This window comes from Vibrio sp. VP6, from assembly GCF_028823755.1.
GTDB lineage: Bacteria > Pseudomonadota > Gammaproteobacteria > Enterobacterales > Vibrionaceae > Vibrio > Vibrio parahaemolyticus.
In genome coordinates this window covers 19,434-38,269 of the sequence record NZ_JAPEID010000042.1, presented here as the reverse complement: position 1 = coordinate 38,269, position 18,836 = coordinate 19,434, and the positions used below count along the sequence as shown (strand labels likewise).

The window sequence follows — 18,836 nt, the reverse complement described above, 5'->3', positions numbered from 1 at the left end:
GCGCTTGCTCCTGCCCCCATTAAATTTGCCACTACAACATCGCGAACTAAACCCAGAACGCGGGAAATTAATGTCATAGCACTGACGATCATGCCTGACTTGAGTAGTCGTTTACTCACTGTAACCTCGGAATATCACTATAAGACAGCCAACCCTATACTGTTAAGCTCGTGGAGGCTCTAAATAGACGTCAAAAATATATCCGTTTATTGTTAGTTCTAAGCGGATAATTATTAGCATTGGTATAAAAATGCTGTTAGAATCCCCGCCATCTTAACCGCGATAACCTTTCATACCAAAATTTGTTTTGGTTTAGATGGGTTTTTGCACAAATCATTTGACATTTAGGCGCAAATGAGGGATATTCCTCGCCCTTAAATTGTCACAGAACTAAGTTTTTGGGAGTTAGACCCTTGGCAAATAGTAAATCTGCTAAGAAGCGCGCTATCCAAGCTGAGAAACGTCGTCAGCACAATGCTAGCCGTCGCTCAATGATGCGTACTTACATGAAGAAAACTGTTGCTGCTATCGAAGCAGGCGACAAAGAAGCTGCAACTGCTGCATTCGCTGTAGTTACACCTATCCTAGACCGCATGGCAACTAAAGGCCTTATTCACAAGAATAAAGCAGCTCGCCATAAGTCTCGTTTCGCTGCACAAATCAAAGCTCTTTAATAGACACTTGATTTTACAGTGAAGAAAAAACCGGCTTTATGTCGGTTTTTTTATAGCTAAAATTCGTCAAATCACGAATCCAAGATAAGAAAAAAGCTGGCACTGCCAGCTTTTGTTATTTAGAACGACTCAAATCTGCCAGTTACCTACCGTTGCCTAAACAACACAGATAACCCTTACGCATTTCAGTCTGTGCGATCAGTTTGCGCAATAAAGACCGTGAAGGGTTTGAATCAATGTCTTCACCTCATCACTTTTTAACGTGTAATACACCGTTTGCGCTTCTTTTCTCGTCGCGACCAATTCGTCACGACGAAGCCAAGCTAAATGTTGCGATAACGCCGACTGGCTTAATTCCAGTTTGGTACACAGCTCCCCAACGGACAACTCTTGGTTATGCAGCATACAAAGAATTTGTAGGCGTTGAGCAACACGACGGCTTTTGCGGAGTTTTTCTCCATTTCTTGTAGATTCATGTGTTGGACCTCTAGCTACAACTTACTTATTCCAACCCTGGCCAGCTTGTTGTGTTGCACTGATTTAATATCTCTAAGAACATCAAGATTCTTCTCCAGAGTCTTCTTTATTAGAACCTCTAAATTTAGCTTTAAAGCGATACATCAATTTTACCCACCAGCAGTGTTCACTGGGGCTTTATCGACGAGAAATAATTTTGCTCACTAAACCAAGTATCTTGAATTACTTAGGTATCATTTAGATTTATATTTTTATCGATAGTAATCTATTTATTTGAGCAACGATACGGGTTTACTCAAACATTTGACTGAAATCAGCATCACATACGTTTTTTACCGCAGGATGCTGAATCATTCGCTCGGCGAAAATAACGTAATACTCTTCTTTCAAATCCTCAACATGACCGATCAACTGTAGGCTGCGGTCATCTTCGATTTCTGACATGTAAACCGTCGGCGCCAAAAAGATCACATCATCACGGTATCTCGCAAAGGCTTTCATCAACGCGACGTCATCAAACTCTCCCAAGACATCAGGTTGTAATCCTTGGCGATCAAACCATTGAATGACTTTTCGCCCCATTGCCGTTCGACTTGCTGGGATCAACAGCTTTTTCTTTTCCAAAATTTCAGGGAACTTCACGTCTGGAATGTCAGAAGATGCAAAGAAACTCATGCTACTCTCGCCAAGCTTCTTACTATAAAGGCCTGGGCTTTGCGTCGAGTCCACCGGGCAATCAGAAAGAATCATATCCAACTTGTGCTGCGATAGCCGTTCTAATAACAGTTCGTGCGTCGACTCGTAACAACGTAAGTGGATACTGTTGTCTTCAGGCACGGTTGTCATCAGTACTTTACTAACTAGCCGTTTTGACAGCGCATCGGCTACACCAACTTCAAACAAAATGTTGGAGTGCTGACTGTAGTTCACAATATCAAGCATCTCATAGCTTAAACCAAACATACGATCCGCATATTTGAAGACCAATTGTCCGAGTTCTGTTGGTTCTACAGTACGGCCGTTTCGCTTGGTTAGCTTGCCTTTCATCCGCTCTTCAAGCGCTTTGATTTGCCCGGTCACCGTTTGAGGAGTGAGAAAAAGCGCATCCGCGGCCTTGGTAACAGAGCCTTGCTTGCACACCATCCAGAAGTAATAAAGATGGTTGTAATTTAGATGTGACATCGGCCAATTCCAGAAAAGAAGGTGATGCTTTTTATACCAAATGTGACAGAGACAGACAAGATACTCGGCAAAACCATCACTTTAACCAACTAAAATTAAGTTTTACCGAAAATACAATCTCAGTATTGTCATAAAACTTGAAGTAAAACGCACTTTTTATCGAATTTTCATCAAAAAAACCTCAGTTTATAAAACCAATAAAACCTATATTTTTCAATAAATTAAAACAGGATAATCCGCTATCTTTTTGGAACTATTAAAAAGCACAATAAAAAGTGCCCACAGAAATCAATCTGTAATATTACTGAAATATTTGTTCTCTAACATCGCCCGAAGTTTCAACTTAAGACCGAAAAACGAACTTAAAGGTCAACGGAGAAAATTATGATGAACCAAGCTACTTCAACAGCAGCGCCTATCTCGAGCACGACTCGTTGGTTACGCTGGGCTAACTTGGCATTCATGCTGTATCTGCTTCTTCTAGCAGTATCTATGGTTGGTAGCGGTTTCAAATGGGCAACTGGCGACCAAGCAAAAGTATTGTTTGAGTTTGCATCTCACCCTATCGCTGGTCTTATGATCGGCCTAGTAGCAACAGCCCTAATCCAATCCTCAAGTACTGTAACTTCTATTATTGTGGGCTTAGTTGCAGGTGGTCTACCTGTAGAGACAGCGATTCCAATGGTAATGGGTGCCAATATTGGTACCACAGTGACCAATACTTTGGTTTCACTAGGTCACGTACGTTGTAAGGAAGAATTCAAGCGCGCATTTGCTAGTGCGACGATCCACGACTTCTTTAACCTTCTTGCTGTTCTGATCTTCCTTCCTTTGGAAATGATGTTCGGCATTCTAGAGAAAATTTCTCACTGGTTGGTTTCGCCACTATTGAACACTGGCGACATGAGCATGAAGGGTTTTGACTTCATCAAGCCAATCACTAAGCCTGTTGTTTCTGCTATCAAAGAACCGCTATCAACATTTGGTGACACCATGGGTGGCGTGGCTCTAATTGCTTTAGGCATCGCTACAATCTTCGTTGCTATCACAGTAATGGGTAAGCTAATGAAGAGCCTAATGGTTGGCCGTGCTCGCGATATTCTGAAGAATGCAATTGGTCGTGGTCCTATCCACGGTATCGTATCAGGCTCGATCGTGACGGTGTTGGTACAATCTTCATCAACAACAACAAGCTTGATGGTTCCACTTGTAGGTACTGGTGTTCTTAAAGTTCGTGACATTTACCCATTCACTCTAGGTGCGAACATCGGTACATGTATCACTGCGCTACTTGCAGCTACCGCCGTATCTGGTGAGTTTGCTGTGTTTGCTCTTCAGATTGCGCTAGTACACTTAACCTTTAATATTTTGGCGACACTGTTTATCTTTGGTATTCCGTTCTTACGTGAAATCCCAGTAAAAGGCGCTGAAATGATTTCAGAGCTTGCTATCAAAAACAAAGCCGTTGTGGGTGGCTACCTGATGTCTGTATTCATCATTCTGCCAGGCGCAATCCTTGCTCTGACAACCTGATAATACCAACCATCGCTTATTGTTTAAGGCTCCACGCTGTGGGGCCTTTTTTGTATCTGTAATCATGATGCAAAAATGAGAGCTGATGTAACTCCGATTGAGACTGAGAAATATTTGTTGTTCAAACCAAACACTCAATGATAATTTGGCTCCACCTCTTTCAATACAATCACCGTTAGCCAAAAGTACAGAGACGGTCATATACACAGTGGATAACGGCTCTTGCCTCCCATAGTTGTCTTCGATGACTGACAGGTACTCTGCGCTTAGTTGAAAAGGTCTTACCTTCACATGGAGTTGAACGACATGGCTCAGTTTAATGAACCAATTTCTAGCCAGCTATTAGCAATAGATGAAAACCTCACTCAATTAGTCACTGATATTGATATTCTTAGCAGCGTAAACCCGCTTAATTACGCCCAAGAGCGAGAAAGGTTCATCAGTAATAAGTACTCGCAAGAACCTAACTTTCAGTACCAGAAAGCGCCTCTTGACACTCATCAGTCAAAACGCCGTTTGTACGAATTGCCTTTGGAACACATCGAAGATGCTCAGTTACAAAAGCTTTATGAGGATGTCATTCAGTCTTACGCCGACAAACTTGATCAAGTCAACACCATAGGTACGCAAGAGTTCCTATACAACTCTCTGCTCTATTACGGTGAACCAAGTGCGAAAGACATTGCTAACGCACATTTCATTTTGCATCTGCCGACAGAAGAAGAAAGCAAACCAGAGCATGATAGCCGCTCCATTGCTCATTTCATGCAAAGCTTCGCCGATAAAAATGGGTACGAATGTGAAATTCAAATCTTAGATGGTATGCTAGCAAACGCTTTGGTGTCAGGCTCTCGAGTGAAGATTAACAGCGCTGCGCACATCACAACTGACGAGCTTGAAGCACTCGCACACCACGAGATGGGCGTGCATTTGCTAACTACGCTTAATGGCCGTCAACAGCCACTTAAAGTGCTTAGTTTAGGTTGCCCTGCCAATACCAATACGCAGGAAGGGTTGGCCATTTTGTGTGAGTACCTCTCTGGACACTTCAGTATCAAACGTTTAAGAACCTTAGCTCTTCGCGTGCTAGCTGTAGAATCTATGATTAAAGAGCGCGATTTCCGCCATACCTTTATGTTGCTGAAGGAGCAGTACAAAGCGTCTGACGTTCAAGCCTTTACTATTACTTCGCGCGTATACCGCGGAGGTGGCTTAACTAAAGATTATTTGTACCTGAGAGGATTTAGAGAAGTGCTCAACGCGTACGATAAGCTAGGGGATGATTTTTCACTGCTGCTATGTGGTAAAACGGAATTGAAGTATTTCGATCTGATCCGTTCTCTCGTTAATAAAGGGATTTTCACACAACCGAAGTTCATTAGCCCTGCGTTATCGACTCCGAAGCAAACTAACCCGATTCATCGCTATATCGTTAGCGCATTGAAGTAACGAAACTCAAACGCATCGCAAAAGCAAAAAAGCTCCATTCGGAGCTTTTTGTAGTATCAAGAACCAGCGTGATTACACTGAGAATGGATAACGAATTGGATCGTGGTGTTCGTACCCTTCTACCCAAAAGTCATCCAGTGTCACCCAAGTTTCCAAATCTTCTAGAGATTTAATCTCCGGATTGATATGGAATGTTGGTGCTTGCAACGGTTCACGCTTCAACTGAACATCGCGCATCAACTCAAGCTGATCTTCATAAATGTGCGCGTTAACGATTTTATGGAAGGCCTGACCTGGCTTCTTACCCGTAATTTGCGCCATGATCGCTAAGAACACATAAACTTGAACCATGTTGAAGTTCAATCCAAGCGGCACATCGCACGAACGCTGTGTACTGTTGAGATACAAAGTGTCATCCAGTAGCGAGAAATGATGACTGTACATACAAGGTCGCAAGCACCCCATATGGAACTCACCAGGGTTGTAGAAGTTCAAGATTTCACCACGGTCATCAACACCGCGAGTCAAATCATCCACAATCTTGCGTAGCTGGTCGATATGACCACCATCAGGCTTTGCCCATGCACGACCTTGAACGCCGTACACACGGCCCATGTCGTCTTCACCCTTACGGTATGGGTTATTCAACCAAGCGTCGTTTAGGTTGGCGTTCGCATCCCACGTTTTGGTGCCTAATTTACGGAAATCTTCAGCATTATCATAACCACGAATGTAGCCAAGTAGCTCAGCCACTGCTGCTTTCCAAAAACTTTTACGCGTCGTTACCAATGGGAATTGATTGTTCGCAACATCGTAGGTTAAATCCGCGTTGATTACCGTCAGGCAACGCTTACCTGTACGTTCATTTTCAACCCAAACACCTTGATCAACGATGCGTTGACACAAATCTAAATACTGTTTCACACCAATACCTTACTTCGTTTTAACTTGAGCTTTGTCTTGGTAAAGACCACGTTTGTAAGCCCAAACCATCATCAGAATACCCAACACGATCATTGGCGTTGATAGAATTTGTCCCATCGAAATATAACCACCAAATAGACCAAGCTGAGCATCCGGTTCGCGAACGAACTCGACTAAGAAGCGGAATGTACCATATCCAGCTAAAAATAGCCCTGACACCGAACCCAATGGGCGAGGCTTTTTGATGAACCAGTTCAAGATGAAAAACAGCACTACGCCTTCTAACAGCATTTCATACAGTTGCGATGGGTGACGTGGTAAAGGCCCGCCATTTGGGAAAACGATAGCCCAAGGAACGTCTGTTACACGCCCCCAAAGCTCGCTGTTCATGAAGTTACCCATACGGCCCATACCCAAGCCAAATGGCACTAACGGCGCGACAAAGTCCGCTACACCAAAGAAGGTACGACCGTTCTTGTGTGCATACCAGAACATTGCCGTAATCACACCCAACAAACCACCGTGGAACGACATACCGCCAGTCCAAACTTTGAAGAGATACAAAGGATCATCTAAAAACAGTTCAAAGTTATAGAAGATAACGTAACCGACGCGACCACCGATGACGACCCCTAAGAAGCCCGCGAAAAGTAGATCAGAGACTTGCTCTCGAGTCCAGCCGCTGCCTGGTTTGTCAGCACGACGGTTCGCCAACCACAATGCAAACATGAAACCGACGAGGTACATCAAACCGTACCAACGAATTGAAACAGGACCAATAGAGACTAAAACCGGATCAATATTGGGAAATTGAAGGTATCCCTGAGACATAAATCATTCTCTTCTTATTTACAAATAAAACCAATATACCCAAGTCACCTCAAATGCTCGGTTCAGCGTGAATAACTTGGGAATAAACTTACAGCAGCATTGTTGCTGCAACAAACATCAAGAATATTGCGAATATTTTCTTTAATACCGCAGTAGGAAGATTGGTCGCGAGCTTCGCCCCCACTTTCGTGGTCAACATCGAAGTCATCGCAATCGCAAGTAACGCAGGAAGGTAAACATAACCAATACTGTACGCAGGTAAACCTTCAACCTTATAGCCGTGCAAAATAAAGCCGATCATGCCAGAGATGGCGATGATGCAGCCACAAACTGACGATGAGCCGACCGCTTTACGCATTTCTACGCCGTGCTTGTTGAGAAAAGGCACAGATAAAGAACCACCACCGATACCAGCTAAGCTAGAAACCACACCAATTCCCGTTCCGTACATCATAGTGACCGGACTACTCGGCATTGGCTTCTCACTTTTTACTTTAATGGATCGGAACATCTGTACAGCTAGACACAGTACAATGACACCAAATACTTTCGGCAAGTAATGCGTTGGGATCCATTCGGCAATGTTGGCACCAACAAAACCGCCAATCACCACTCCGGGCATTAGCCACTTCACAACAAACATATCTACGTTGCCAAGTTTAAGATGGTTGAGAGCAGAAGAACCTGATGTGACGATGATGCTTGCCAGAGATGTCGCAAGCGCCATGTGCATGCTCATTTCTGGAGAAATGCCCGCCCAAGGCAGCAAAAATAACAACGCAGGTACGACGATTAATCCGCCCCCAATGCCGAGTAGCCCCGCCATCACACCAACAAAAGCGCCCAGCGCCAGCAATAACAAAAATAAAGAGACGGTCACGATTACCTACTTTTTCCCTGCACGAACGAAGCCTGCAAAACCTTGTTGGATAAAGAAATCATGCATCATTTGATGAATCTCCTCTCCGTACGATTTTGTCATCGCCTGTTCTGCTAGTTTTTCTAGTTCCTGTTGTTGGCTATGACGAATCAAATACTTCACCTTAGCCACGTTAGATGTGTTCATACTTAAGCTGGTGTATCCCAACCCAAGTAATAAGAGCGCACCAAATGGATCACCGGCTAATTCACCGCAGATGCACACTGGCACATGATATTTATCGCACACGTCATGAATCTGTTTGAGTGCTAACAGCACTGCCGGATGCATGGATTCATAGACATCAGCGACGCGGGAATTGTTCCGATCCACCGCCAGTAAATACTGAGTTAAGTCGTTAGTACCAACAGAGACAAAATCCACTCGATGCGCGATGGCAGGAAGCAGATATACCATCGATGGCACTTCTATCATCACCCCGACTTTTGGAGCCTGGATACGCTCATCAAGCAAGACAACTTCGCTGTAGGCTTGGTTGATCAGCGTCATCGCATCATCCAGCTCTTTAATACCAGATACCATGGGTAACAAGATACTTAAATTACCACTTTCAGCACTGGCTCTTAGCATCGCACGCAATTGAATCAAAAAGATATCAGGATGATCTAACGTAAAGCGAATCCCGCGCCAACCTAAAAACGGATTGTCCTCTTCGATTGGCAGGTATGGCAATGGTTTATCACCACCGATGTCCAGAGTACGCATCACCACGCGTTGGCTCGAGTAGCTGTTTAATATTGCTCGATATTGATGATACTGCTCATCTTCCGATGGAAAGTGATGTTGAAGTAAAAATGCAATTTCAGTTCGATATAAACCGACACCATCGACGCCTGTATTAATGGCAATGTTGCTATCGGCACTGAGACCCGCATTCAGCATCACTTCAATGTGCTGGTTATCTAACGTTACGGCAGGTAACGCGAGATCTTTATTGACCATCGCGAAGAGCTCTGACTCTTCACTAACTAAACTGCGATACTCACGTAACAGCTGGCGGTTGGGCTCAAGAAAAATCTCGCCCGTATAGCCATCAACGATGCCTAATTTTCCGTTAACCACATCCGTATTGATGTTAGCGCCCATAACGGCCGGCACACCCAATGCACGCGAAAGAATTGCAGCGTGTGAGTTTGCGCCCCCTTCAAGCGAAACGACCGCTAATAAATGTTCTTTCGGCACCGATGCTAACAAAGTCGCAGTAAGCTCATTGGCCACTAAGATGATAGGACGATCGATGGCCGCATTCTCTTGCTCACTGTTGTGCAGAAAATACAGCAACCTTTGCCCCAACTCTCGGATATCTTGTGCTCGTTCACGCAAATACACATCTGACATACGAGCAAAGCGGTTTGAATAAGTTTCGACTACCTGACGCAAGGCCCAATCCGCTCGATCGCCTTTTTCAATCTGTTTCTTAAGATCGCCGCGCAACATTGGATCATTGAGCAAGTGGGTAAACAAATCGAATATCGCTAACGCATCTTTATTGATTTCGCTGTCGAACTTTTTCCGCATCCGGCGGAAATCATTCAGCGCACGCTCAATCGCTACCAGCAGCAGCTCTTGCTCTCGCTCTTTATCCAGCGTAGAAGACGGGAATACGTCCGACAAACTCGGCTGCGTGTTGTCAAACCAAAACTCTCCGATGGCGACACCTGTTGATGCAGGCAAGCCTTTAAGAACCGTCGGTTTTGAGGCTAATTGCCAATGGCCTAAACTTTGCGCGTGAGCGATGATCACGGCTAACTGTGCAGATAAGGTCACTAAGAAAGATTCTTCCATCTCACTAAACAATCGTGGCGTCTTTTGCTGAATGACTAATACACCTAATACTTGTTTGCGATGGATGATTGGAGTGGCGAGGAAAGAGTGATAAACCTGTTCACCAAGCTGCGGGAAGAATTTAAATTCAGGGTGTTTTGAGGCTTCTGCGAGGTTAAGAGGTTCTGCGCTGCGTTTAACGAGACCAACTAAACCTTCATTGAAATTAATGTGGATGCTATCGCCTTCAAAAATAAGGCCTTGAGTTGCCATCAACTCAAGGCGCTGCATTTCTTCGTTGGCGAGATAGATAGTACAGCACTCAGTGCGAAGGGCGGCACAAGTCTCTTTTACCAATATATCGAGTGCCAGATGCACATCATCGACTCTGGAGACTTTCTCAACTATTTCCCTTAGCTGGCTGAGCATGACTATCCTCTACGTTGTTGCTTTTTTCTTTTCCCTTTCGCTTTTCTCTCTCGAAAAGGCATGGCTAAAGATGCAAACTCTTTCATCGCTCGACGATAAACATCACGCTTGAAAGAAACAACTTGCCTAACTGGATACCAATAGCTCACCCAGCGCCAACCATCAAATTCAGGGGATTTCCCGCGCTGCATATTGATGCGCGATTCATCGCATTCCAATCGCAGCAGAAACCATTTCTGTTTTTGGCCGATACAAACAGGCTTGGAGTCCCAACGCACCAATCGCTTTGGTAGTTTATATCTTAACCAATGACGACTTGTTGCAATGATCTTAACGTCTTTTTTCGTTAATCCGACTTCTTCATACAACTCCCTGAACATCGCCTGTTCAGGTGTTTCACCTTCGTCAATCCCACCTTGTGGAAATTGCCATGAGTGTTGCCCGTATCGTTTAGCCCAGAAGACCTGACCATGGTTATTACATATCACAATACCAACATTCAGTCGGTAACCATCGCCATCTATCACTGGCTAACCTCTATGAATAATTTTTTATTACCGTGATTTTTCCACATATCCCCATTACTAGCAAACTTACTGATGTGATATGAGCAAGATTTATTACCTTTTCACCGTTATTGGATATCTTTTAATCAAATTAAAGTTTATCAACACAAGAGTGAGACATTGCCCACATTTATTCACCTTTTCTGTGAATAACTTTGTGAAGAATTCCATATCAACTCCGATTTTCAATCAAAAGCATTATTCTCTTACTCATCAATAAAAATAACGACCAATCATAACTCAATGATAAATATAAACTTAAAAACAAACCTGGTGATAAAACGATCTTGTCAATTCTGATGTTCTTTTCACCAAACTCAGATCGGTCAAAGATCAACCGATCGGTTATTTATCCACACATTCATTCTCTAACTTCATGACATCTACATAAAATCAAGCCTAAAAACGTTTCAAAACCCCTGTTTATTCATCCAGCCCATCAGTAGATCCACTTATATGCACCTATATCTGTGGATAAGTTATGAATTGATCATTCTTAATCCATCTCGATGAAATCTTGGACAGTAGATTTTGTTGAAATTTGTTAGACTAGGATTTTTCCATTGTCATGCAGTTATTATGAAACCAGAACCACAATCAGAAGCGGAGTTAATGGAACGCGCTCACGATATTGCCGGACTCAGTTTTGCGGAATTAGCGGACGAAGCAGAGATGATCGTTCCAGAAAACCTCAAACGCGATAAAGGCTGGGTGGGACAATTGCTGGAATGGCATTTGGGCGCTCCTGCGGGTAGCAAACCTCAACAAGACTTTTCCAAACTTGGTATCGAGTTAAAGAGCATTCCAATTGGCTACAACGGACGACCGTTAGAAACTACATTTGTATGCGTTGCACCCTTAACTGGTGTTCAAGGACTGACATGGGAAACCAGCCATGTGCGCAATAAGCTCTCGCGCGTATTGTGGGTACCTGTGGAAGGTGAACGAGAAATCCCCCTTGCCGAGCGTCGTGTAGGGACACCTCTTATTTGGTCGCCAGATAAAGAAGAAGAGCAGATCTTACGAAATGACTGGGAAGAACTGATGGAAATGATCGTCTTTGGCAAATTTGATCAAATTTCAGCCAGACATGGCGAAGCGCTTCACTTACGCCCAAAGGCCGCTAATGCCAAAGCACTAACTGAAGCCTATAGCTCCAACGGGAAACCAATGAAGACGCTACCACGAGGCTTTTACCTGCGAACACAATTCACCGAACAGATCTTACTGAAGCACTATATCAATGTGCAATCTGAGTAACTCATCTGTTCACTCTAATGGGTAACCAACGATAATTCGATATCGCAGTAAGAGGCAGTACCCTCACTACCGCACTCATCGTAAGCGTTGTGTAACCGCAAATAAGCTTTGTCGATACCTAACCTGAGCAGCTCTTCTTTCACCAAATCTAAAGAACCAAAATGAAGCGGTTCCTCTCCATCTTTAATCGGCTCTAGCTGGTGCTTGTATTCCACAGCTAGCAAATAGTCAGAGACATCGGAACACCCAATGACAAATACTTTGGGTAACGTATAGGTGTCTTTATGTTGACCATGTAGCCACATGTCCAGTTGATGCTTCTGCATAGTGCACCTCCTTCACAAGATCTTTTTAGTGTAGTTGGGGGATGAATACCTTTCGAGCCACACTTGCGCTTATACGTAAATGATTTGCGATAGCGACCAAAAATCCCATATATTGATGGATAACCTATTCAGTTGGCTATTTTTCAAGGAAGTGAAATGCAATACACCAAACTACCGCACTCATCACTCGAGATCAGTAAAATCTGCCTCGGCACTATGACTTTTGGTGAGCAAAATACCGAACAGGAAGCTTTTGAGCAGCTCGACTTTGCTGTCGATCATGGGGTGAACTTCATTGATACCGCAGAGATGTACCCTGTTCCGCCAAAAGCAGAAACACAAGGCCTAACGGAACAATACATCGGCAACTGGCTGACAAAATCCGGCAAGCGAGAAAAAGTCGTTCTAGCGACAAAAGTGGCAGGGCCGCGCAATGTGCCTCACATCCGTGAAAACATGAGTTTAAATCGTCGCAATATCCATGATGCCATCGACTCTAGCCTTCAACGACTCCAAACCGATTACGTAGATTTGTACCAACTTCACTGGCCACAGCGTCAAACTAACTGCTTTGGCCAACTCAACTACCCTTACCCAGACAAGCAAGAAGAAGTGACGTTAATTGAAACCCTAGAAGCATTAACTGAACTGGTTAAGATGGGTAAAGTGCGTTACATCGGCGTATCTAACGAAACACCTTGGGGGGTGATGTCTTTGCTTCGTTTAGCGGAGAAGCATGATTTACCGCGTATCGTTTCAATTCAAAATCCATACAATCTACTCAACCGCAGCTTCGAAGTGGGTTTGTCTGAAATCAGCCATTATGAAGGTGTCCAACTGTTAGCGTATTCACCTCTGGCGTTTGGTTGTTTGAGTGGTAAATACTTACATGGCGCAAAACCAGAAGGTGCACGCTGTACTAAGTGGGAGCGTTTCGCTCGTTACTTCACGCCTCAAGGCGTCAAAGCGACAGAAGCATACGTGAACTTGGCGCGTGAGCATGGCCTAGATCCTGCGCAAATGGCATTGGCGTTCGTCAATCAACGTCCATTTGTCGCTTCCAACATCATCGGCGCGACCAACCTTGATCAACTTAAAGCCAACATTGACAGCATCGATATCAAGCTTAGTGATGAGCTGTTAACAGACATTCAAGCGATCGGTACTACCTACTCTAACCCATGTCCATAAAAGCAAACAGGCTGACCACATAGGTCAGCCTGTTAATAGCACTTAGAACAAATCTATTTCGATATGCGTTTACAGCGTGTTGAGCTTTTAGGGTTAACTAAAGCGTAATGTTGGAAGCTCAACACGCTATAGATTACGTCGGTATTCGCGCAGTTAGCACTCGACGAAGATGACGAACTCGACGTTCAACTTTAACCGCTTCAGGCACGCTGGTTTGAGTAACTCGCCCTTCACGATCTAAACCAATATCCCTTAATAAATGAACATTGGTCCATGGAACATCATGAGAACTGCGGCGCACGGTACGTTGCCATTCTCTCTCTTCACGTTTTAAATCCGCTTTAATAAGCAAAGTCGCCAATGTTAAGTAAATTGAGTGACGCATAATTTTTCTCCAATTAAACGATAAATGATCGACTGGGAAAAATAGTACGCAGAGACACAGAGAGATCTGTTGAGACTAAGCCGCTACTTTTCCGCAGCCTAGTAAACATAAATTAGGTTACGGATTAATTTTTATCTTGTGAGCCAGTGGTATCGTTAATATCCGATTTAAAAGCTATCGGAGATTTAGACATACGATCAGCGCAAGCAGTGGTGTTAACAACGTAATGTTTCATCTTGCGCCTCCTAGCTAAAAAAATAATCCGTGTGTGAAGTGATATAACTCAACGAGTTATGGCCAAATTGTAAGCGTTGATGAATATATATCAAACAATTTCTATGCTTTCGATAAAAAACAAATCAATACCCTGAAGATAAGTTGCATATGTTTTTTCATATAACATATTCATCTAGGGAATATATAAAACTTCGAGTTTTATAAATCAGAACGTATACAACGAAAAAGAGCGACCAGCAAGGTCGCTCTTTCAATTCGATTCACTCATTGAATTACATCGCTTGATCGGAAATCAAGTTGTGCTTGTTAAGTAGTCGATACATGGTTGCACGCGACACACCAAGTTCTTTCGCCGCATTGGAAACTTGACCTGAGTGCGACTCCAACACAACCAATAACGCATCACGCTCACTCTTTTCACGAATTGATTTCAAACTGCGTTTTGAATCATTACGTTGCGGCAAATCGAGATGATGCTCTTCAATCATCACGCTGTCAGACATCAACACCGCACGCTTAACTTGGTTCATCAACTCGCGAACATTACCAGGCCAGAAGTAACGAGTCAGAGCTTTCAAAGCGTCCTCTGAGAAACTTTTTGCTTGAGAGTTGTACTCTTTAGAGAACTCTTGCAGATAGAAGCGAGCTAATAGTGCAATGTCGCTCGCACGCTCTTTCAAGCTTGGTACGTTGATACGAAGTACATTGATGTAATGGTACAACTCTTCGTTGAAGTCGCCATCAATCAAGGCTTTTTCTACGTCTGACGAGTTAGCAGCAAGAATACGCACATTCACATTCTTCACACCTTCGCGCGTTTCAATCGTGCCCTCTTGCAAAAACCTTAACAGGTTCATTTGCTGGTCCTTCGAAATGGTCAGAATGTCATTAAACAACACAGTACCGCCATCTGCTTGTTCCAACAGACTTGGGCCCATCTCAGCATCCGCAGCAATACCAAAGACTTCCGCTTGGAAACGTTGCTCATTCAAAGCGCGGCAGTTAATCGACATAAAGGGCTTATGAGAACGGGAAGATACTTTGTGAATTGCACGAGCAACCGCTTCTTTACCAGTACCGCTCTCGCCAGAGATCAGAATACTCACGTCCGTAGGACCAATTCGCTTAACTTGATCGCGTAAGCGCTTCATCGGGATAGATTCGCCAATCAGCCCCATATCGAGGCTATTGCCAAAGCTTGGCCAAACTTTTTTCTCTAGCTTGAGCATACCAAGTTGGTGGCCGATGGTACTCAACAGTTGGGCATCTGGGATTGGGGCAGTAAAAAAGTCGATACAGAAGTTAACGATGAACTGGCAGATGGTGTCTGTGCCGAGCTGAGACTCACGAATAAACGCCAGCCAACGCACGTGCTTATGAGAACTCACTAAGTTTGCCAGACCATTCAAGCTAAACTCGTCATGGCTCAGGTCAACGATACCGATACAAGGCCCAATATCTTCCAATAACGTGTTAGCTTTGCGTAAGTCGCCTACTTGGTGACACTTCCAGCCAACTTGTTCCAGTACTGATAACCAAGGCTCATAAGTACCGCCAACTACCACAAGCGATCCCGGGATGGAATCCATCTTAAACTGCCCAGCCATTCTCTAACCCTTATTCTTTTGTTGATAGAAATTTCGCGCCACAAACCCATCTTTGCGAACGGGTAACATTATCGAGACTACGACGCTCGAAGTCTGTCTCAATATTAAGACTATGCAATAGATTGAGATTTGGCGAATACTTATTTGCATATGCCATCAAAATCAAAATGCAACCTATTGAATTTTAGGAAATTAAAGATACAAAAAAACCACCCGAAGGTGGTTTTTTTGTCATTGTTCAGCAAAGAATTACGCTTGTGGGCGCATTGCAGGGAACAAGATCACGTCACGGATAGTGTGCGTGTTAGTTAGCAGCATAACTAGGCGGTCGATACCGATACCTTGACCTGCTGTTGGTGGTAGACCGTGCTCTAGTGCAGTGATGTAGTCTGCATCGTAGAACATCGCTTCGTCATCACCAGATTCTTTTGCTTCAACCTGTGCTTTAAAGCGCGCGTCTTGGTCTTCTGCATCGTTAAGCTCTGAGAAGCCGTTTGCTACTTCACGGCCACCGATGAAGAACTCAAAGCGGTCTGTGAAGAATGGGTTGTCATCGCTACGACGTGCCAGTGGAGAAATATCCGCTGGGTAGCCAGTGATGAACGTAGGCTGCATTAGTTTAGGTTCTGCAGTTTCACCGAAGATCTCTTCAAGAAGCTGACCACAAGTCCAGAAAGGTTCTACTTCAACGTGAACAGATTTCGCGATAGAAACCATTAGTTCGCGGTTTTGTAGATCTTCTTCCGTTAGCGCTTGGATTTGAGCGTGGTCTGGGTTGTAGTGTTTGATTGCTTCAAACATGCTCATGCGAGCGTACTTACCGCCAAACTCAACAGTATCTTCACCGTAAGGCATTGATGTTGAACCTAGAACTTCTAGTGCTACAGAGCTTAGTAGTTCCTCAGTGAAGTCCATTAGATCTTTGTAATCCGCGTACGCCATGTAGAATTCCATCATTGTGAATTCTGGGTTGTGACGTGGAGAAAGACCTTCGTTACGGAAGTTACGGTTGATTTCGAATACGCGATCAAAGCCACCAACAACTAGACGCTTCAGGTATAGCTCAGGCGCAATACGCAGGTACATTGGCATGTCTAGCGCGTTGTGATGCGTAATGAATGGGCGAGCACTTGCACCACCAGGGATCACGTGCATCATTGGCGTTTCAACTTCCATGAACTGTTTAGAGATCATGAAGTTACGAATTGCAGACATAACTTTAGAACGTACAACGAATGCATTACGAGAATCTTCGTTAACGATTAGGTCTACGTAACGCTGACGGTAACGCATTTCTTGGTCAGTCAGACCGTGGAACTTCTCAGGAAGTGGACGAAGTGCTTTTGTTAGCAACTCGTACTCTTCCATATTCACGTATAGGTCGCCTTTACCAGATTTGTGTAGCGCACCTTTAACACCGATGATGTCGCCGATATCAAGACCTTGGTATTTCTCTTTCAGTTCTTTTTGAACTTCTTTGTCTGCGTAAGCTTGGATACGGCCAGATGTTTCTTGAATTACTAGGAATGGACCACGTTTTGCCATAATACGACCAGCGATCGCTACTACGTGGTTAAGCTCTTCTAGCTCTTCCTTAGTCTTTTCACCGAACTCTTTTTGAAGGTCGCCCGCTAGTGCGTCACGACGGAAGTCGTTTGGGTGGCCGTTTGCTTTGCAGCTCTTTCGGATTTCGTCCAGTTTAGCGCGGCGCTCAGCAATCAGCTTGTTTTCTTCTTGTACAGTTTCGTTTTGAACAGCATCAGTCATTTTCGATGTATCCTGTTTTTGTCGGTGAAAAGCTTTATAGGCCTGATTTCAGGCTAGCTTCAATAAATTTGTCCAGATCGCCATCAAGAACCGCTTGAGTATTACGGTTTTCAACGCCCGTACGGAGGTCTTTAATGCGTGAATCATCCAATACGTAAGAACGGATCTGGCTACCCCAGCCAATGTCAGACTTAGCGTCTTCATTAGCTTGTTTTTCCGCGTTTTGCTTTTGCAATTCAAGCTCAAATAGCTTCGCTCGAAGCTGTTTCATTGCCTGATCTTTGTTCTTATGTTGAGAACGGTCGTTTTGACACTGCACCACAGTATTCGTTGGTACGTGCGTAATACGTACCGCAGATTCAGTGGTGTTGACGTGCTGACCACCCGCACCTGACGCACGGTAAACGTCGATACGCAGATCAGCAGGGTTAAAGTCGATAGCAATGTTTTCATCAATCTCTGGGTAAATGAACGCAGACGCAAAAGACGTATGACGACGGCCGCCTGAATCGAATGGCGATTTACGTACTAAACGGTGAACACCAGTTTCTGTACGTAGCCAACCGTAAGCGTAATCACCAGAGATACGAACCGTTGCAGATTTAAGACCCGCAACCTCACCTTCAGATACTTCGATTACTTCCGCCTTGAAGCCTTTCGCTTCTGCCCAGCGTAAGTACATGCGTAACATCATGTTGGTCCAGTCTTGCGCCTCAGTACCACCTGAACCTGCTTGCAAGTCAATGTAGCAATCAGAGCTATCGTGGTCACCAGAGAACATGCGGCGGAATTCTAGCTGCGCAAGCTTCTCTTCCAACTCTGCAAGTTCTGGTTCGATTTCATCAAACGTTTCTTGGTCTTGTTCTTCAACAGCCAGTTCAAGAAGACCATCAACATCTTCTACACCTTGCTCTAGTTGATCAATAGTTTCAACTACGGCTTCAAGTGATGCACGTTCTTTACCTAGTGCTTGTGCACGTTCAGGCTCGTTCCATACATCTGGCTGTTCAAGTTCTGCGTTGACTTCTTCTAGACGCTCTTTCTTCGCGTCATAGTCAAAGATACCCCCTCAGGACATTCGTGCGCTCAGACACGTCCTGAAGACGGTTTTTAATGGGATTGATTTCAAACATGTTTGCTCAACATTTTAGAATAGAATTTAACCGAGAAATTCTACTGAAAAATGTGACGGAGATACAGGAAAATTTCGGCTGAGAAATCAGATTACGATTAGAGAGAGCACGGTCATAAAATTTCACACCCGCTTAAGGGCAACCGTACTCTATATTTAAGA

16 protein-coding genes and 1 pseudogene are annotated in these 18,836 nt (G+C 44.1%); 5 read left to right on the top strand and 12 right to left on the bottom strand.

The window, feature by feature from the left end; genetic code table 11:
- Positions 1–413 precede the first annotated feature (413 nt).
- Entirely contained in the window at positions 414–674 is a 261-nt protein-coding gene (gene rpsT / locus OU793_RS20365) for a 30S ribosomal protein S20 (protein ID WP_005381938.1), read from the top strand.
- Between the two features lie 198 nt (positions 675–872).
- On the opposite strand, the pseudogene OU793_RS20360 reads toward rpsT, so the two are convergent.
- Together OU793_RS20360 and nhaR are read right to left on the bottom strand one after the other, a co-directional pair.
- Positions 873–1,150 (bottom strand): annotated as a pseudogene (locus OU793_RS20360) (ArsR/SmtB family transcription factor).
- 292 nt (positions 1,151–1,442) lie between these two features.
- Positions 1,443–2,333, bottom strand: a complete 891-nt coding sequence (gene nhaR, locus OU793_RS20355; protein ID WP_005457134.1) for a transcriptional activator NhaR — start codon at positions 2,331–2,333, stop codon at positions 1,443–1,445.
- A 384-nt stretch (positions 2,334–2,717) separates the two neighbouring features.
- Between nhaR and OU793_RS20350 the strand changes: the two genes are divergently transcribed.
- Both OU793_RS20350 and OU793_RS20345 read left to right on the top strand, forming a co-directional pair.
- Entirely contained in the window at positions 2,718–3,866 is a 1,149-nt protein-coding gene (locus tag OU793_RS20350) for a Na/Pi symporter (protein ID WP_005497177.1), read from the top strand.
- 291 nt (positions 3,867–4,157) lie between these two features.
- Complete coding sequence (locus OU793_RS20345) at positions 4,158–5,315, top strand: flavohemoglobin expression-modulating QEGLA motif protein (protein WP_159404173.1); 1,158 nt, start codon at positions 4,158–4,160, stop codon at positions 5,313–5,315.
- Between the two features lie 72 nt (positions 5,316–5,387).
- Here the strand turns inward: OU793_RS20345 and OU793_RS20340 are convergent, their stop codons facing one another.
- From OU793_RS20340 to rppH, 5 genes are all read right to left on the bottom strand, one after another.
- Positions 5,388–6,239, bottom strand: a complete 852-nt coding sequence (locus tag OU793_RS20340) for a thymidylate synthase (protein ID WP_005481388.1) — start codon at positions 6,237–6,239, stop codon at positions 5,388–5,390.
- Positions 6,240–6,248: 9 nt separating this feature from the next.
- Positions 6,249–7,070: a prolipoprotein diacylglyceryl transferase gene (lgt, locus tag OU793_RS20335; RefSeq protein ID WP_005497169.1), complete on the bottom strand. Its 822-nt coding sequence runs from the start codon at positions 7,068–7,070 to the stop codon at positions 6,249–6,251.
- Between the two features lie 88 nt (positions 7,071–7,158).
- Complete coding sequence (locus OU793_RS20330) at positions 7,159–7,950, bottom strand: sulfite exporter TauE/SafE family protein (protein WP_005481395.1); 792 nt, start codon at positions 7,948–7,950, stop codon at positions 7,159–7,161.
- Positions 7,951–7,956: 6 nt separating this feature from the next.
- A complete protein-coding gene (ptsP, locus tag OU793_RS20325) occupies positions 7,957–10,203 on the bottom strand; it encodes a phosphoenolpyruvate--protein phosphotransferase (RefSeq protein ID WP_005497165.1) in 2,247 nt (748 codons plus the stop codon).
- 2 nt (positions 10,204–10,205) lie between these two features.
- On the bottom strand, positions 10,206–10,730 hold the full coding sequence (gene rppH / locus OU793_RS20320) for an RNA pyrophosphohydrolase (protein ID WP_005457789.1): 525 nt from the start codon (positions 10,728–10,730) through the stop codon (positions 10,206–10,208).
- Between the two features lie 618 nt (positions 10,731–11,348).
- On the opposite strand from rppH, the gene mutH reads away from it, so the two are divergent.
- Positions 11,349–12,029: a DNA mismatch repair endonuclease MutH gene (mutH, locus tag OU793_RS20315; RefSeq protein ID WP_021450221.1), complete on the top strand. Its 681-nt coding sequence runs from the start codon at positions 11,349–11,351 to the stop codon at positions 12,027–12,029.
- A gap of 14 nt (positions 12,030–12,043) precedes the next feature.
- Here mutH and OU793_RS20310 read toward each other — a convergent pair whose 3' ends face one another.
- A complete protein-coding gene (locus tag OU793_RS20310; RefSeq protein WP_005481791.1) occupies positions 12,044–12,355 on the bottom strand; it encodes a DUF6482 family protein in 312 nt (103 codons plus the stop codon).
- A 156-nt stretch (positions 12,356–12,511) separates the two neighbouring features.
- Here OU793_RS20310 and OU793_RS20305 point away from each other — a divergent pair, with 156 nt between their 5' ends.
- On the top strand, positions 12,512–13,546 hold the full coding sequence (locus OU793_RS20305; protein WP_005459412.1) for an NADP(H)-dependent aldo-keto reductase: 1,035 nt from the start codon (positions 12,512–12,514) through the stop codon (positions 13,544–13,546).
- Positions 13,547–13,679: 133 nt separating this feature from the next.
- On the opposite strand, the gene OU793_RS20300 is transcribed toward OU793_RS20305, so the two are convergent.
- From OU793_RS20300 to prfB, 4 genes are all read right to left on the bottom strand, one after another.
- Positions 13,680–13,931: a hypothetical protein gene (locus tag OU793_RS20300; protein ID WP_005459410.1), complete on the bottom strand. Its 252-nt coding sequence runs from the start codon at positions 13,929–13,931 to the stop codon at positions 13,680–13,682.
- A gap of 509 nt (positions 13,932–14,440) precedes the next feature.
- Positions 14,441–15,775 carry a cyclic-di-GMP-binding transcriptional regulator VpsR gene (vpsR, locus tag OU793_RS20295; RefSeq protein ID WP_005459408.1) on the bottom strand — a complete coding sequence of 445 codons (1,335 nt, stop codon included), beginning with the start codon at positions 15,773–15,775 and terminating at the stop codon, positions 14,441–14,443.
- 249 nt (positions 15,776–16,024) lie between these two features.
- Entirely contained in the window at positions 16,025–17,542 is a 1,518-nt protein-coding gene (gene lysS / locus OU793_RS20290; protein ID WP_005459407.1) for a lysine--tRNA ligase, read from the bottom strand.
- 34 nt (positions 17,543–17,576) lie between these two features.
- A protein-coding gene (gene prfB, locus OU793_RS20285; RefSeq protein ID WP_159404174.1) for a peptide chain release factor 2 occupies positions 17,577–18,675 on the bottom strand; the annotation gives its coding sequence in 2 pieces (ribosomal slippage) (positions 17,577–18,599 and positions 18,601–18,675; 1,098 coding nt in all).
- Positions 18,676–18,836: the final 161 nt, after the last annotated feature.